Origin of the sequence: Mycobacterium sp. (genome assembly GCF_035623875.1) — a bacterium.
Lineage (GTDB): Bacteria > Actinomycetota > Actinomycetes > Mycobacteriales > Mycobacteriaceae > Mycobacterium.
The window spans coordinates 1-14,585 of sequence record NZ_DASPSP010000041.1; the positions used below are offsets into that span (position 1 = coordinate 1).

Annotated in this window: 17 protein-coding genes; 10 read left to right on the top strand and 7 right to left on the bottom strand. The window is 63.7% G+C overall.

Annotated features, from left to right (window positions below; translation table 11 throughout):
* The first annotated feature begins 792 nt into the window (after window positions 1–792).
* Entirely contained in the window at window positions 793–2,220 is a 1,428-nt protein-coding gene (locus VEI45_RS03620; protein ID WP_324850210.1) for a DUF4185 domain-containing protein, read from the top strand.
* 9 nt (window positions 2,221–2,229) lie between these two features.
* On the opposite strand, the gene VEI45_RS03625 is transcribed toward VEI45_RS03620, so the two are convergent.
* From VEI45_RS03625 to VEI45_RS03645, 5 genes are read right to left on the bottom strand one after another with little or no spacing between them, the layout of a single operon-like run.
* Window positions 2,230–4,443, bottom strand: a complete 2,214-nt coding sequence (locus tag VEI45_RS03625) for a SpoIIE family protein phosphatase (protein ID WP_324850212.1) — start codon at window positions 4,441–4,443, stop codon at window positions 2,230–2,232.
* A gap of 6 nt (window positions 4,444–4,449) precedes the next feature.
* Window positions 4,450–5,076 (bottom strand): SpoIIE family protein phosphatase, encoded by a 627-nt coding sequence (locus VEI45_RS03630; RefSeq protein WP_324850214.1) that lies wholly within the window; start codon window positions 5,074–5,076, stop codon window positions 4,450–4,452.
* Complete coding sequence (locus tag VEI45_RS03635) at window positions 5,069–5,479, bottom strand: ATP-binding protein (RefSeq protein WP_324850216.1); 411 nt, start codon at window positions 5,477–5,479, stop codon at window positions 5,069–5,071. The genes VEI45_RS03630 and VEI45_RS03635 overlap by 8 nt, the downstream gene beginning before the upstream one ends.
* On the bottom strand, window positions 5,469–5,855 hold the full coding sequence (locus VEI45_RS03640) for an STAS domain-containing protein (protein WP_324850218.1): 387 nt from the start codon (window positions 5,853–5,855) through the stop codon (window positions 5,469–5,471). The genes VEI45_RS03635 and VEI45_RS03640 overlap by 11 nt, the downstream gene beginning before the upstream one ends.
* A gap of 34 nt (window positions 5,856–5,889) precedes the next feature.
* Window positions 5,890–6,795 (bottom strand): STAS domain-containing protein, encoded by a 906-nt coding sequence (locus VEI45_RS03645; RefSeq protein ID WP_324850220.1) that lies wholly within the window; start codon window positions 6,793–6,795, stop codon window positions 5,890–5,892.
* A gap of 164 nt (window positions 6,796–6,959) precedes the next feature.
* Here VEI45_RS03645 and VEI45_RS03650 point away from each other — a divergent pair, with 164 nt between their 5' ends.
* Window positions 6,960–7,316, top strand: coding sequence for an STAS domain-containing protein (locus tag VEI45_RS03650; protein ID WP_324850222.1), 357 nt, complete (start codon window positions 6,960–6,962; stop codon window positions 7,314–7,316).
* On the opposite strand, the gene VEI45_RS03655 is transcribed toward VEI45_RS03650, so the two are convergent.
* Entirely contained in the window at window positions 7,317–8,507 is a 1,191-nt protein-coding gene (locus tag VEI45_RS03655; protein ID WP_324850224.1) for an acyl-CoA dehydrogenase family protein, read from the bottom strand.
* Window positions 8,504–9,490, bottom strand: a complete 987-nt coding sequence (locus VEI45_RS03660) for a phosphotransferase family protein (RefSeq protein WP_324850274.1) — start codon at window positions 9,488–9,490, stop codon at window positions 8,504–8,506. Before VEI45_RS03660 ends, VEI45_RS03655 begins: the two co-directional genes overlap by 4 nt.
* Window positions 9,491–9,590: 100 nt before the next feature.
* Here VEI45_RS03660 and VEI45_RS03665 point away from each other — a divergent pair, with 100 nt between their 5' ends.
* The 8 genes from VEI45_RS03665 (at window position 9,591) to VEI45_RS03700 (ending at window position 14,553) form a co-directional block, all read left to right on the top strand.
* Entirely contained in the window at window positions 9,591–9,986 is a 396-nt protein-coding gene (locus VEI45_RS03665) for a nuclear transport factor 2 family protein (RefSeq protein WP_324850226.1), read from the top strand.
* Window positions 9,983–10,396, top strand: a complete 414-nt coding sequence (locus VEI45_RS03670) for a hypothetical protein (RefSeq protein ID WP_324850228.1) — start codon at window positions 9,983–9,985, stop codon at window positions 10,394–10,396. The genes VEI45_RS03665 and VEI45_RS03670 overlap by 4 nt, the downstream gene beginning before the upstream one ends.
* Before the next feature lie 72 nt (window positions 10,397–10,468).
* Complete coding sequence (locus tag VEI45_RS03675) at window positions 10,469–11,401, top strand: class I SAM-dependent methyltransferase (protein ID WP_324850230.1); 933 nt, start codon at window positions 10,469–10,471, stop codon at window positions 11,399–11,401.
* A gap of 215 nt (window positions 11,402–11,616) precedes the next feature.
* Window positions 11,617–11,883, top strand: coding sequence for a hypothetical protein (locus VEI45_RS03680; protein WP_324850275.1), 267 nt, complete (start codon window positions 11,617–11,619; stop codon window positions 11,881–11,883).
* Complete coding sequence (locus VEI45_RS03685; protein ID WP_324850232.1) at window positions 11,880–12,035, top strand: hypothetical protein; 156 nt, start codon at window positions 11,880–11,882, stop codon at window positions 12,033–12,035. The genes VEI45_RS03680 and VEI45_RS03685 overlap by 4 nt, the downstream gene beginning before the upstream one ends.
* Before the next feature lie 60 nt (window positions 12,036–12,095).
* Window positions 12,096–12,251, top strand: a complete 156-nt coding sequence (locus VEI45_RS03690; protein ID WP_324850234.1) for a DUF6131 family protein — start codon at window positions 12,096–12,098, stop codon at window positions 12,249–12,251.
* A gap of 122 nt (window positions 12,252–12,373) precedes the next feature.
* Complete coding sequence (locus VEI45_RS03695; RefSeq protein ID WP_324850277.1) at window positions 12,374–13,078, top strand: response regulator transcription factor; 705 nt, start codon at window positions 12,374–12,376, stop codon at window positions 13,076–13,078.
* 2 nt (window positions 13,079–13,080) lie between these two features.
* Entirely contained in the window at window positions 13,081–14,553 is a 1,473-nt protein-coding gene (locus VEI45_RS03700) for a HAMP domain-containing sensor histidine kinase (RefSeq protein WP_324850235.1), read from the top strand.
* The last annotated feature ends 32 nt before the right edge of the window (window positions 14,554–14,585 follow it).

Sequence of the window (14,585 nt, forward strand, 5' to 3'; positions counted from 1 at the left end):
AATTCACCATTAAACGGATGCTTAAGCGCGTTCGATCGCCTACAGCTCGTGTCCCCTCGGGCAGCGTCACAAATGTTGTGGCCTGCTCGGTCAGCTCGTGGCGTTCATCCAGCAGCGCATCCGCCACGTCTATCGACGGCAGCGGCCTGCCCCGCTCCCGAGCGGCACGGCAAGCGCCGCCACCAATCGCAGCTCGGAGTCGATGGTGTTGATGTCACGCATGCGCGGATCGGAGGGAGAGCGCGCCTATAAAAACTACCCCTTTCACAAGCGGTCAGTCTCCGGGCGCAGGCTGTTTCGGAGCTTTGCAAAGAGCGCGATAGAAGGGTTCCTTTAACCGCCCCCCGCGTTCGCCAGGACTGTCCATTTTCCTGATACAAACGCCTGCAAATCGGCCCGGATTCGATTGCACTCGGATGGACGGTAAATCTCGTATCTGCCTGCGGCCCAATACTTTAACGGACACAAGCGGACTCGCTCGGATGAGATGAATACGCCAGAAGGTTGGGAGTTCGAATCTCTTCGGGCGCGCTCTGAACAGGCGCGCTCCTGAACAAGCGCACTCTGAACAGCGACGAGTGCGATGACGTCGGCGGGCGCTAGCGGCTTAGCCGTCGCGGGGCGCGCCGGACTGGTTCACACCCGGCCGTTACAACCCTCGGTGGGTTGCGACACGGTCACGGATGCATACCTATTAAAAACTCAGCGGCAACATCAGGCACATCGACCACTATCGTCACATGAGCCAACTGCGGACGTCAACGCGACGGGTCGCCCTTGGAAAGGTAGGACATGTCGGCGATTCGTCAAATCGTTTCAATATCGGTAGCGTCGGCGACCGCTATAGGACTCGTCGTGCCGATAGGTTTCGCACCGCCGGCGATCGCCACACCGTGCACGGCCCCCGAAGCAAATGTTCCCCCCCCTGCCGCGCTTCCGGAGATGCCCGCGCCGGCGCCGGTCGTCACGCCACCAACAGGGCGCCGGCCTCGAGGCGCCAACGAGCATGCGCCGCTACCCAAACTGGGTCCGCTGATATCTTCTTTCCTCAAACCGCTAACTCGGAATCCCGCGCAACTTCAGGCGGCGGTGACTCCCGGCCCCACTCCTCCCGGGATGGCCAACCCGCAGGTAAACCCGGAGGCCCTCCCGGCACCACCAGCTCCTCCCGCGTCGATCGCGGGTGCTCCGACCTCACTCGTCGACTTCGTGACTGGGCCGCACAGCCCGAACAAGACCCTCGAAAGGTTTGGTATCTCCGGGACCGACCTCGGGATCCCGTGGGACAACGGCGATCCCGGCGGTCGCCAGGTCTTGATGGCCTTCGGTGACACCTTCGGCTATTGCAGCGTGCACGGCCAGCAATGGCGATACAACGTACTTTTCCGCAGCCAAGACCGCGATTTGTCTCACGGACTCCACGTAGCGGACGGGGTGCCTAACAACCAATACTCCGGCTCACCGGTATGGGCACCGGGCCTTTCCAAGCAAGTCCTGAACAGCATCCATCAGGCGGCGCACGAGACCGGAATCATTCCGACTTCCGCAGTCTCCCTTGGCAGAACCCAATACATGAACTTCATGTCCATCAAGAACTGGGGCCGCGACGGGGAATGGTCGACGAACTACTCGGGAATCGCGAGATCCGTTGACAATGGCCAGAGTTGGGGCATCTTTCCGGGCGCCATCCGCTTGGCCTCAGCAGACACCGTCCCGGGAGGCCGGTACTTTCCGGGCAATGAGAACTTCCAGATGGGCGCGTTCATGAAGGGTAGGGACGGCTACCTCTACTCGTTCGGGACGCCGTCCGGACGCGGCGGTCCGGCGTTTCTGTCACGAGTGCCGCCGAACTTCGTGCCCGACCTGACCAAATACCAGTACTGGAATGGCGAGGGGAAGGGCTGGGTTCCGATGGACCCGAGCGCGGCGACGCCGATTTTCCCGGGGCCGGTGGGCGAGATGTCAGCGCAGTACAACAACTATCTCAAGCGGTACTTGGTGCTCTACACCAATGGCGGCAGCAACGACGTCGTGGCGCGGACGGCGCCGTCTCCGCAAGGACCATGGAGTCCGGAACAACCGCTGGTGTCGTCATTCTCAATGCCAGGCGGCATATACGCGCCGATGATCCACCCATGGTCGGCGGGTAGAGACCTGTACTTCAACCTGTCGCTGTGGTCGGCGTATGACGTGATGTTGATGCACACCGTGCTGCCGTAGCTCCAGACGTTACGACGCCACGTCGGATAAACGGAAGCTCATGCTCACTGTGGTGCCCGACGGGGTGCAGTCGATCTCGAGCCAGTCGCTGACCGCGCGGATTAGCAACAGTCCGCGTCCGCGGACGCCGGGGTCGGCGGGCGCCGGTTTCCATGACCCTTTGTCGATGATCCTCACATGCACTCGGGCGCCGTCGTTTTCGCCTTCTATCCGAACCTTGCGGGGTTTATGCCCTCGGTAGGCGTGCTCGATACTGTTGGCGGCCGCCTCGTTGACTGCCAAGATGATGTCGGCGATCGTGTCCTCCGGAACCTCAGCGGCCCGCAGCCAGGCGGCGAGCCGATGCCTGATGTCGCTCAATTGGTTAGCCGCTGCCGCTTTTTCAATCGTCAATGGGGCGTAGGGTTGCCGGTAGATGACGATCGCGATGTCATCGTCGTATCCAGTGGGCGGCGCCATCTCGCTGAGCACCGCATCCGCGACGGCATCGACGGGCAGATTCATTCCGCCGGCCACCGTCTCACTAACCCGCGCGATCCCGTCGTCGATTGACATCTTACGCCGCTCAACGAGTCCGTCGGTGTACAGGATCAACGTCGAACCGGGTGGCAGGACCACCGAGGATTGTGGGCGAGAACCCTTGCGGTGCACAGCCAGCGGCACTGAGCGAGCGTCAGAGATCAGCGTCGGCTCGGACTGCGGTGCGGCCAGCACAGCCGGCAGGTGACCGGCACAGCTGTAACAGAATTCACCAGACTCGGTATTGAGGATGGCCAGAAAAACAGTAGTGCAGAAGGCATCCGGGATCAGCTCAGCCACGGCGTCAAGTTCTTCGAGCAGCATGGCGGGCTCGGCACCGGTGAGTAGCAGCGCCCGTGCAGAGCTGCGGAGCTGACCCATCACGGCCGCTGCGGAGAGGCCACGTCCGACACAGTCGCCCACGATGATGCCGATCCTGTCGTCGCCGACCCGCAGAACGTCGTACCAGTCACCGCCGATCTCCAACGGCGAAACTGCGGGTTCGTAGCGGACCGCGAAGCCGGGCGGCAGTTCCGTCGGCGCCAGCATCGCGTGCTGCAACGTCAGCGACGTCTCCCGCGCAGTCTCAAACTGGCGAACATGCTGTATTGCCAGTCCGAGGTGGCCGACGAGCACGGTGACCAACAGGCGATCTTCCGCACTGACCCGGCGAGGCACCCGAAGCTCCAGCCACAATGCGACGTCCCCGCCGCCGGTGAGGACTGCGACGATTCCGCGTGCCGTGCCCGGGTTGTCCGGCCATTCGATCGGCTGCACGGTGAGTGGTAATTGATGGCGCGCCTGCTGAAATATCTGGCGCAGCAGCGGATCCAGTTGACGCCAAGGCACGGTGGGTTTCTCGCCGGCTACCTGAATCGTCGGGTCAGCACCGTTGGTCGGCCACACCGCGCCCACCACTCGATGAACGTCGAGCGCGAGGCGGCACTCGTCGAGGGTTATCGAGAGCACCTCGGCCACGCTTTTGGCCACACTGACGGCTGTGGCCAGGCGCAGGACCGCGCTTTCCCGCGCCGCAAAGGCGCGCTCGGCGGTGATGTCGCGAATCGTCCCCACGTACACGTCGCCGTCTGCGGCATCCGTCACGACCCGGTTGATGTTGGCCGTCACCCACACCAGACGGCCATCTCGATGCCGAATCGGTGTCTCGTATTGGACCTGGTTGTCTTGGCCGAGCCTGGATTGTTGTAGCCGCGCCGCCTTTTCGTCGACCAACCACGGGTGCGGCCACCGATAGGGGATCCCGTGCGCCGGGTAGCCGGTGATCCTGGTGAAGGCGTCGTTGAGTTCGACGACCGCGCCGGTGCGATCGGCAACGAAGAATCCCTCCTGCAGCGAATTCACCAATGCGCTGCGGAACTCGTCGCGGTCGGCCAGATCTTCGGCACGGGCTCGTTGTTCCTCGTATCGCTTTGTGCCGTCGAGGAATCCGCGGGTCGCAACGTCGAGCGGGGCCAGGGTCTGCAACAGGAAAGCCAGAGCCGCCGGCCTGTCGAAGCCCGGACACTGTGCGAGGTCGTCGACCAGCCGGAAGTGGTTCTCGATGATGTCCAGCATGCTGATGCCATGTTGCAAGGCCCGGCGGCCAAGCTCGTGGCCGACGGCCAGGTCCTCCTCGCCGCGCGCTTCCAGGTAGGTACGCAGGGCGGCGGCGTACCCGACGTGGAAGTCGCCGGCTTCAGGCATGGCGCTTCATCCCGACGCGCCTCGGTGACGTGCGGCGAGCACCAGCGCGTCGTCGTTGTCTTTGGCGTGTCTGTGCAGAATCTGGTCGGCGATCGTCAACGACGATGCGGAGAAGTCGATGTCGTCCAGGTGGTCTTCGACGATCCCGTCGCTAGACATCACCAGCAGATCGCCGGGGCGGATCGGGACTTCTTGCGGTGTCAGCGCGTCGGGTATCCGGTAGCCGACGATGCCGCCGACAAGACGCGCCGAGGACCGGACCTCGACGCCGGCCGGGTGTTTGGCGACAAGGTCGGCCGCGACATTGCCGATCCCGATCCAGCTCAGGGTATCGGTCTGAAAATCGATGCGCGCCAATGTCATCGCCGCGCCTCTGGTGCCTGATAGAGCGCGGTGACAGCGCTGGACGAGCACGTCGAGTGGCTCAGCACGCCATGACCGGAGCACGTCCACGCCACATGTCGCCGCCTCGGCGGCTTCCGTGCCGTGGCCGAGACCGTCCAGCACACCCATAAGCGCGCCGGTGCCGTCAACATCGACTGCGATAAGCTTGTCACCGCAAATGTTTTCGCCGGGCCGCGGGCGCGCCTTGGCTGCCCATTCGAGCGGACCCAACCAACCGTGCTCAGCCATTGCGCGGAATCCACTTCCACATCTCGACAGCCGTCCCTTGACCCGGTGTGGACTCCACGATCAAACGATCCATCAGCCGGCGCGCGCCCGGCAAGCCAAGTCCTAGGCCCCGCCCCGTCGAAAAGCCGTCCTCCATAGCTCTTTCGATGTTGGCGATACCCGGGCCGTCGTCTTCGGCGCGCACCACCAGCGCCTGTCGGCCCTCCCTGTCCTGCACCCCCACCCGAATCGCTCCATAACCGGCGTAGCTGGTGATGTTGCGGGCGACTTCCGAGATCGCCGTGGCAATCATCGTTACGTCGGTCAAGGAGAAGCCCAGCTTGCGGGCCAGCTGATGGCCCGCCTGACGTGCCGTGACGATGTCGTCGGGATTGCCGACGTCGACGATGACGTCATCCGCCACTGTCGAGTCCGATCGACTTCCCAAGCCCTAGTTGTCGATTCAGCAACGCTAGGCCTTCTTCCAGATCCAGCGCCGTATACATGTCGTCGAACATCAACCCCAGCTGGACCATCGCAAACGCTACTTCCGGCTGCAGGCCGACGATCACGGTGTCCGCGCCACGCAGCCGCGTCATGTGCGCAATCGTGCGCAGCGAGCGGGCGGCGAATGAGTCCATGACGTCGATGGCGGTGACGTCGACGATGATGCCCTGGGCGCGAAAGCGGCTGACCCGCTCCATCAGGTCGTAGCGCAGCCGCTCGGTGTCGGAGTCGGTCAGCGCCGCCTGCACTGTGGCAATGAGGATCGGGCCCTGCTTCAGGATCGGTACTGGCATGGCGTGCTCGCGTTAGCTCTCAACGAAATACCGGTTATCCGCCCGTCTCGCCGGTGCGAGTGACCTCGTAGCCCAACAAACGTTCGGCTTCTTCGATGCCGCCCTGCAGGTCGCCGACCGCGTTCATCTTGGAAAGATCCAACCCGATCGTCACCAGGGTGAGTGCGATCTCCGAAGATAGGCCGGTGATGATCACGCTAGCGCCCATCAAGCCAGACGCGTCGACAGTCTGCACCAGGTGGTTCGCCACCGTGGAGTCGATGGTCGGCACACCGGTGATGTCGATGACGACGACCTTGGCCCGGTTGGCGCGAATAGCCCGCAGCAGTTGCTCGGTGACCTGCCGGGCCCGCTGATTGTCGAGGACGCCGATGATCGGCAAGATCAGCAACTGCTCGCGCACCTGCAGCACCGGCGTGGACAGCTCGCGAATGGCCTCCTGCTGCTGCCGGATGATGCGCTCGCGTTCCTGCACGAAGCCGACGGCGACCGTGTTGGCGATTCGGTTGGCCGCGGGCTCGTAGGCGTCGAGCACCCGGTTGAGTAGGTCGAAGTCCGTTTGGTACTTCTCGAATAGTGAGCGTGCCAGCACGTCGCGTAGCAGCAACACAATGCCGACGACCTCATTGGTCTCGACGCCACGCGGAATGATGCGCTCGGACAAGTCGCGTGCGTAGTCTTGCAGCGCCTCGACGCTACCGGTTTCGAGCACCTCGACGTAGCTGTCGTAGACCGTCGTGGCTTCGGAGAAGATCTCCTCCGGCGACATCGCGGTGAGCAATTCGGCTTCGGTGATCCTGCGGGCCCATTCCTCGCGCAAAGCCGTTCGGTTCTGGCGTAAGTGCTGCACTAGTTGTGGTAGAAGCAAACCTTCACTCGAGATCGACGGCGTCTGATTGACGACGCTGGTCCCCGAAAAATCTGTCGACTGATCCGACATCGAACCTCCCCGGCTCTCCGCAGCGGGCATAAGTCCCGCGCCCAGCGTAACCGAGCCTTGCCGGACGAGGAGTTGAAGTAATATTTCTGCCAGTTTGCGCTCGAAGGAACCGGGTCGGCACCAGGTCCGTCAGGCGCGATGGGACGCCAACCGAAGGATTGCCGTTGTCAGCTGCGGATCCGATCACCACCTCCGTCGCTCACCGCGAAGGGGTCGCAGTGGTAAGTGTCGGCGGGGAAATCGATTTGAGCACCGCGCCCGCTTTCGAAGCCGCAATCGCGGGAGCGCTTGACGATGATCCGCCCGTTCTCGTTATTGAGCTGTCCGAAGTGAGATTCATGGCGTCCGTAGGTCTGCGGATCCTGGCGGCCACCCACGAAAAGGCCAGCAAATCTGCTCAGGTCGCGATAGTGGCCAACAATCCGGCAACAAGCAGACCGATGCAGTTGACCGGCCTCGACAAAGTCATCTCGTTGTACCCGACACTGGACGACGCGTTGACAGCAATGCGTACCGGATAACTAAACCGAACGCAGCACCTGGCGCGCGATCGCGTATTTATGCACTTCGGTGGGGCCGTCGTAGAGGCGGAATGCTCGCATATCAGAGAAGATCATCCCGACCGGTGTCTCGTCGGAGATACCCATGCCGCCGAGGATCTGCACGCAGCGGTCGGCGACCTTGAACAGCTCTTCCGAAACATAGGCTTTGACCATCGAGCTTTCGTGTCGGCCAGTGCCCCGATCGCCCTTGTCCAGGGTCCAGCACGCCCACCAGATCGCGAGTCGGCATTGCTGCAAGGCGATTTCGTTGTCGGCGATCATGAAGCTCACGCCTTGATGCTCGCCAAGCGGTTTGCCGAACGCGGTGCGCTCACGGGCATGCTGCACCGCGATCGACTGCGCGCGCGAGGCCGCCCCCAGCCAGCGCATGCAGTGCGTCAACCGTGCCGGCGCCAACCGCAACTGCGCGTAGCGCAGGGCCTGGCCGACCTCACCGAGCACCGCTGACGACGGCAGCCGCAGATCGGTGAACCGCACAACGCCGTGGCCTTCGACGTAGTTGCGGTCCATCGTGTTCATCACCCGCTCGAGCTCGATGCCCGGGGTCGCGCCGTCACACAGGAACAGCGTCGGCCCGCTGAGGTCTGGGCCGCCGTGCGGGTTGGGCGCGACGCGGGCCATGATGATCCAGGTCCGGGCGCCGTGCGCGCCAGTGATTAACCACTTGCGCCCATTGATGACGTAGTCGGTTCCGTCGAACTGCGCCTCGGTGGCCAGCTGGCCAGGATCCGAACCGGCGCCGCCGGGCTCCGTCATCGCGAACACCGACCGCTGCCGGCCGTCGATAACCGGGATGAGGAACTGCTCGACTTGCTCGTCGTTGGCGACCCGCCCCAGCAGGTACATGTTGCCTTCGTCGGGTGCGGCGCAGTTGAGGGCCACCGGGCCCAGCGTCGACCAACCGGCCGCCTCGAACAGCACCGCCTGCTCGCGGTGGGACGGCTCTCGGCCACCAAAACGCTTGGGCGCCTGGAAGGTTAAGAGCCCCGCTTTGCGGGCTAACTCCACCAGCTCGGCTCGCAGCTCGTCATCTGGGCCGTGTCGAGTAAGGCGAGGATCGGCCTCGTACGGCACGATCTGCTCGGCGACAAACGCGCGGATCTCGTCACGCTGCACCGCCAGGTCCGTGGGGATGTCGAAATCGATCATGCGCTCTCCATCAGCGTCAATGCCTTCTCGAACAGACTCACCGTGGCCGCGTGCAGTAGTTCCCCGACTTCCTTGGGTGCTTTACCGGCGCCGGCCCTGGCCAGCGTGCCCTCCAGTACGATGCCGAGCTTGAAACACGCCAGCACGGTGTACCAGGTGATGTGTGACAGGTCGCGGGTGGTGTTGCGCGCATACTGCTCCACCAGGTCGGAGGTGCCGGCGAATCCGCCCATCTCGAAGAGGCTGCCGCCGAACGCGCTGGACTGCCCCCAGGTGGCCAGCAGCCAGCCCAGATCCAATAGCGGATCACCGATCGTGCACATCTCCCAGTCGACGATCGCGACGACCTCAGGCCCAGTCCGGGAGAACATCACGTTGGCCGCGTGATAGTCGCCGTGCATGATGCCCGGCGTCCACACCGACGGCCGACCCTGTTCGAGCCACTTGGCGACGTCGTCGACCCCGGGAATGTCAGGCCCGGGATAGTTTTCAAACTCCCGATAGGACTCCAACTCCGAAAGCCATCGCGGCACTTGACGTTCCAGGAAACCTTCCGGTTTGCCGAAAACGCCGAGTCCGACCGCGAGGTAGTCGACGGCCCCAAGCTTGGCCAGGGCATCGGCCATCGACAGTCCCATCTGGAACCGCACGGCCGGGTCGCCCGCATGCAGCGGGGGCAATTCTTCGCCGGCGTTGAACCCGTCGATAGGTTCCATCAGATAGAAGACCGCGTCGCCGAGCACGTTCAGGTCGTCGCAGCTGGCGATCAGGTGCGGGTGGGGCACGTCGGTGCCGGCCAGCGCGGCCAGTACCTGGGTCTCCCGCATGATCACCACATTGCTGCGCGGACGGAGGTGCTTCGGTCCGCGTCGCAGCACATACGGTCGGCCCGACCTGGTAAAACGCACCATGATGTTCTGCGTTCCGCCGCTGATCTTCGAAACGTCCTCCAGCGGGCCGTCGCCCAACCCCTGCTGCGACATCCACTCGGCCAGGGCGTCCAGGGCTACCAGGTCCTCCACGTTGCTGAAGCTACCGTCCCCGGCCCGGGCTCGGGCCGCCGAGGTCTGCAAGGATCGCGCTATGACGCCACCAGTGATTGAGCGCTGGATCTCGATTATCGAGAACGGCCCTGCCGACGAACTGGACGCGCTGCTCGCCGACCTGCTTGCCGACCAAGCCGTATTCTTCTCGCCCGCGGTCTTCACCCCACAGGAAGGCCGGCAGAAGACCTCGATGTACCTCAAGGCAGCTGCAAACGTGTTCGGCGCTACCGACTTTCATTATGTCGAGCATTGGTACAAAGATCAGTCCGCGATCCTCGAGTTCGCCGCGACGATCGACGGGATCTACGTCAACGGGATCGACATGATCCACTGGAACGACGACGAGCAGATCGTGTCGTTCAAGGTCATGCTCAGACCGCTGAAGGCGTTACAGACGATCATCCCGGCGATGGCAGAGTTGTTGCAGCAGTGACGGACCGGCCCGCCCGCCTGAGCGACATCCATCAGATCGCCGCCGCGATGCCGTATGCGCGGCGCATCGAGGGACCCAAGGGCAACGCAATCTACCAGGTCGGCGGCAAGTCGTTCGTCTTCTTCCGTACTCCGCAACCCGACGCCGTCGACTCCGAGACCGGCGAGCGCTTGGCCGACGTGATCATGATCTGGGTGGAATCCGAGAGCGAGAAGTTGGCGCTGGTGCAAGACCCGAACTCACCCTTCTTTACCACCGATCGATTCGACGACCATCCGTCGGTGCTGATCCGGGCCGGCCGGTTGGCCGATGTCAGCAGAACAGAACTGGCCGAGCTCATCCAAGACGGCTGGCTGTCGCGCGCGTCGAAGCGTCGGGCGGCCCAGTGGATCGCTGCGAACCGTCCGTAGCCGACTCAGCCAAGGCCCTCCTCAGCCACGCGGCGTACTGTCCGGTGCTGACTGAAGACGGGAGGAACGATGATGCCGCGAACCGACAACGATTCCTGGGACATCACCGAAAGTGTGGGATCAACAGCGCTCGGGGTTGCCGCGGCTCGCGCCGCCGAAACCGAAAGCGCGAACCCGCTCATCCAGGATCCGTTCGCCCGGGCATTTCTCGAGGCGGCCGGCGACAGCACGTGGAGCCTGATGGCAAACCCCGCCAAGTCGGCCGAGCTGACTCACCTCGAGCCGGACGTACGTGCCCACCTGCAGGTGATGATCGACTTCGTGGCCGTCCGGACAGCGTTTTTCGATGAGTACTTTCTCAACGCCGCGGCATCCGGAGTCCGGCAGGCGGTGATCCTGGCGGCCGGTTTGGACGCGCGCGCGTGGCGGCTGCCGTGGCCCGATGGGACCACCGTGTACGAGCTGGATCAGGCCAAAATTCTGCAGTTCAAGTCGACTACCCTGCAGGCGCGGGGCGGACACCCAACATCGAGGCTGGTGAGCGTCGCGGTGGACCTGCGCCAGGACTGGCCAACGGCGTTGCAGCAAGCGGGGTTTGACGCGTCCAGCCCGACTGTATGGTCAGCCGAGGGGCTACTGCGGTACCTGCCTGCGCAGACCCAGGATCTGCTGTTCGAGCGCATACAAGCGTTGAGCCCGGCCGGCAGTTGGCTGGCTGTCAACGCGCCCGCGAAAAGCGCCCTGGAGCCCAACCTGCTGGCCCGCCAGCGTGACCAATCGCAACGCCTCCGCGCCGCGGCATCCCGGGTGCTCGACACCGAGGTGCCCGACGTCGAGGACCTGTGGTACCCGGAGGAGCGCACCGACGTGACCGACTGGCTGCGTGAACACGGCTGGGACGCGTCGGCAATCACCATGAGCGAGATGCTGATTCGGTACGGACGCAACGTCCCTGGAGACGACGTGCTGCCGCCAACCGTGTTCGTGTCTGCGCAGCGGTCCTGACCGCAGCGGGTGCAGCTACCCGACGCTGCGTCTCGATGCTCTTGTACTGCAGTACTAATCGGGCGGCGTCGATTCGGCCGGACGGGTGAATATCCCTGGCTGTGAGAACCGGTGCAAACGTTCGCGGTCAGTTATCCAGATGTTTAGTCCAGATGTTTGGACGTTTGCCATTGCGGGTACATTGGTTTTGCTCTGCGGTTTTCTTCTCGACATTGATGGAGGCGAGGATGCGTGGCGGAGGTCTAATCAGTGCAGTTGTCGTGGTCTGGTTGGTTATCGGCGTGATAGCCGCGTTCCAGCGAGGCTATCTGAAAAATACTGATCAAAATTGTGCCTCTTTAGGCACCATCGCAGTCACTGTGCTCGTAGGTCCCTTGAATTACGCCGGTGTCAACCCGAAGGTGACCGATTGTCATTTGCCGCAACCCAGTTCGATGCCTGCCATGGACATCGACCACCTGATTGGAATGGAGGCGTCATGATCGCTTTGGGCATCGTCCTGCTTATATTAGGATATTTCCTCAAGGTGTATGTCCTAGAAACGATCGGCATCATCTTGCTGGTCATCGGAGCAGTGCTATGGGTTCTGGGCGCCGTCGGTCGCCCGGTCGCCGGCAGGCGCTACTGGTACTGACGCGAATCACCCGGAAAGACCCTCACCGAAACATCTGGAACAGACTGGAATGGAGTCGTCATGATCGTTCTCGGAATCATTTTGCTCGTCCTCGGTTATGTGCTGCCAGTGCCACTGCTGATCACCGTCGGGTGGATTCTGGTGGTCATTGGCGCGGTGTTCTGGATCCTGGGCGCCGTCGGTCGCCCGGTCGCCGGTCGACGATATTGGTTCTGATCGGTCAACCTGCAGCGGGGCGGCTCACAGCGAAGACATAGGAATGCCATAGCAGCGGCTCATCGTGCTGGGCATACTTAAAACCTGTGAGCCAACCCCATGCACCCGTCGAGCGGGTCGTTATGCGCCGTGCCGACGGGAACCCGATCAACGTGCTGGTGGTCGACGACGAAGCCGTCCTCGCCGAGATGGTCGCGATGGCACTTCGTTACGAAGGCTGGAACATCGCCACCGCGGGCGACGGAGCGTCGGCTCTAGACTCTGCCCGATCCCAGCGGCCCGACGTCGTTGTCCTCGACGTGATGCTGCCCGATATGAGCGGCCTCGATGTGTTGAGGAAACTCCGCGAACTGAATCCGCAGCTGCCGGTGCTGCTACTGACGGCGAAGGATGCGGTGGAAGACCGCATCGCCGGCCTGACCGCCGGTGGAGACGACTACGTCACCAAACCATTCAGCCTGGAAGAGGTGGTGCTGCGGCTGCGGGCATTGCTGCGGCGCACCGGGGTGACGACGGAGGACAGCGGCGCGCAGCTCGTCGTCGGTGACCTAGTGCTCAACGAGGACAGCCACGAGGTGACTCGTACCGGAGAGCCGATCTCGTTGACGTCCACCGAGTTTGAGTTGCTGCGATTCATGATGCGCAACTCCAAGCGCGTGCTGAGCAAGGCGCAAATCTTGGACCGGGTGTGGAGCTACGATTTCGGCGGCCGGTCCAACATCGTCGAGCTGTACATCTCGTATCTGCGTAAGAAAATCGACAACGGGCGCGAGCCCATGATCCACACGCTGCGCGGCGCCGGTTACGTACTCAAGCCGGCCCCCTAGCCATGGGCCGGGCGTGGTCCCTTCGACTACGGCTGTTGATCGGACAGGTCGTGGTGCTCGCCATCGTGTGCGTCGGAATTGGCGCGGTGACCGAGCTTGCGCTGTACCGATACCTGGTCGGACAGCTCGATAATCAGCTGCACGACGCCTCCCAGCGCTCGGTGCGGATATTCGGTGAGCCGCCATCTGCGCCATGGCGGCATCACGTGCGATCATTCCCACGACCCGGCCCCGGGCCGGTCTTCCTAGATGCACCGGGCCAGCCGGTCGGGATGGTCGCCGCCGTTCTCGACAAGGGCGGGTCGATCGAAGCCGGATACCTGACCACCGCCGGCGGCCGGGCCGCGTTGAGCGACGCGGCCAGGGCGCAGCTGGACGCGATCCCGATCATCCGCACGCCGGTAACCCGAGATCTCAATGGCCTGGGTCGATACCGCGTCATCGCTGCACCCGCCCGGCACAGTGGCGACATCATCGTCACCGGACTGTCGATGTCGAATGTCGACGCCACGATGATCCGCGTCCTGCTGATCTTCGCCGTGGTCATCGTGATCGCCGTCGCGGCCGCCACGACGGCCGGCATTGTGATCATCCGGCGGGCGCTGGCGCCGCTGCGCCGCGTCGCACAAACCGCCGGCGAGGTCGTCGCTCTGCCGCTGGACCGCGGCGAAGTCACACTGCCGGTGCGGGTGCTCGAGGCGGACGCCAACCCGAGAACCGAAGTGGGGCAACTCGGTTCGGCACTGAACCGGATGCTTGACCACATCGCAGCCGCATTGTCGGCGCGGCAGGCCAGCGAGACCCGGGTACGCCAGTTCGTCGCCGACGCCAGCCACGAACTGCGCACGCCGCTGGCCGCGATCCGCGGATACACCGAACTGGCGCAACGAATGGGTGACGACAGCGATGCGGTGACACACGCGATGCAGCGCGTGCAATCCGAAACCGAGCGGATGACCCATCTCGTCGAGGATCTGCTGCTGCTTGCCCGCCTGGACTCCGGGCGGCCACTGGAACGCGAATCGGTGGATCTGTCGCGGGTGGCCGTCGACGCGGTCAGCGATGCGCACGTCGCCGGGCCGGATCATCATTGGGAGCTCGACTTGCCCGAAGAGCCGGTGACGGTCTGCGGCGACGCGGCCCGGCTGCATCAGGTGGTGACCAACCTGCTGGCCAACGCCCGTGTGCACACCAGCCCGGGAACCGTCGTCACCACGCGATTGGCCTCCGACACAACGCATGCCGTGCTGAGCGTGGTCGACAACGGACCGGGAATCCCCGAGCAATTGCAGTCGGAGGTGTTCGAGCGGTTCGCCCGCGGTGACACCTCCCGATCCCGAAAGGGCGGCAGCACCGGTCTGGGCCTAGCGATCGTCTCGGCGGTGATCAAGGCCCATCACGGCACGATCACGCTGGATAGCGCACCGGGGCACACCGACTTCACGGTGCGGTTGCCGCTGACGGCCGACGCTTAGCGACACCAACGGGCGACGCGACGACGGCGACG

Coding starts and splice junctions, on each gene's coding strand:
- VEI45_RS03620 (WP_324850210.1), top strand. CDS start 793: ATGTCGGCGATTCGTCAAATCGTTTCAATATCGGTAGCGTCGGCGACC.
- VEI45_RS03625 (WP_324850212.1), bottom strand. CDS start 4,443: ATGCCTGAAGCCGGCGACTTCCACGTCGGGTACGCCGCCGCCCTGCGT.
- VEI45_RS03630 (WP_324850214.1), bottom strand. CDS start 5,076: ATGGCTGAGCACGGTTGGTTGGGTCCGCTCGAATGGGCAGCCAAGGCG.
- VEI45_RS03640 (WP_324850218.1), bottom strand. CDS start 5,855: ATGCCAGTACCGATCCTGAAGCAGGGCCCGATCCTCATTGCCACAGTG.
- VEI45_RS03645 (WP_324850220.1), bottom strand. CDS start 6,795: ATGTCGGATCAGTCGACAGATTTTTCGGGGACCAGCGTCGTCAATCAG.
- VEI45_RS03655 (WP_324850224.1), bottom strand. CDS start 8,507: ATGATCGATTTCGACATCCCCACGGACCTGGCGGTGCAGCGTGACGAG.
- VEI45_RS03660 (WP_324850274.1), bottom strand. CDS start 9,490: ATGTCGCAGCAGGGGTTGGGCGACGGCCCGCTGGAGGACGTTTCGAAG.
- VEI45_RS03665 (WP_324850226.1), top strand. CDS start 9,591: ATGACGCCACCAGTGATTGAGCGCTGGATCTCGATTATCGAGAACGGC.
- VEI45_RS03675 (WP_324850230.1), top strand. CDS start 10,469: ATGCCGCGAACCGACAACGATTCCTGGGACATCACCGAAAGTGTGGGA.
- VEI45_RS03680 (WP_324850275.1), top strand. CDS start 11,617: ATGGAGGCGAGGATGCGTGGCGGAGGTCTAATCAGTGCAGTTGTCGTG.
- VEI45_RS03685 (WP_324850232.1), top strand. CDS start 11,880: ATGATCGCTTTGGGCATCGTCCTGCTTATATTAGGATATTTCCTCAAG.
- VEI45_RS03690 (WP_324850234.1), top strand. CDS start 12,096: ATGATCGTTCTCGGAATCATTTTGCTCGTCCTCGGTTATGTGCTGCCA.
- VEI45_RS03695 (WP_324850277.1), top strand. CDS start 12,374: ATGCGCCGTGCCGACGGGAACCCGATCAACGTGCTGGTGGTCGACGAC.
- VEI45_RS03700 (WP_324850235.1), top strand. CDS start 13,081: ATGGGCCGGGCGTGGTCCCTTCGACTACGGCTGTTGATCGGACAGGTC.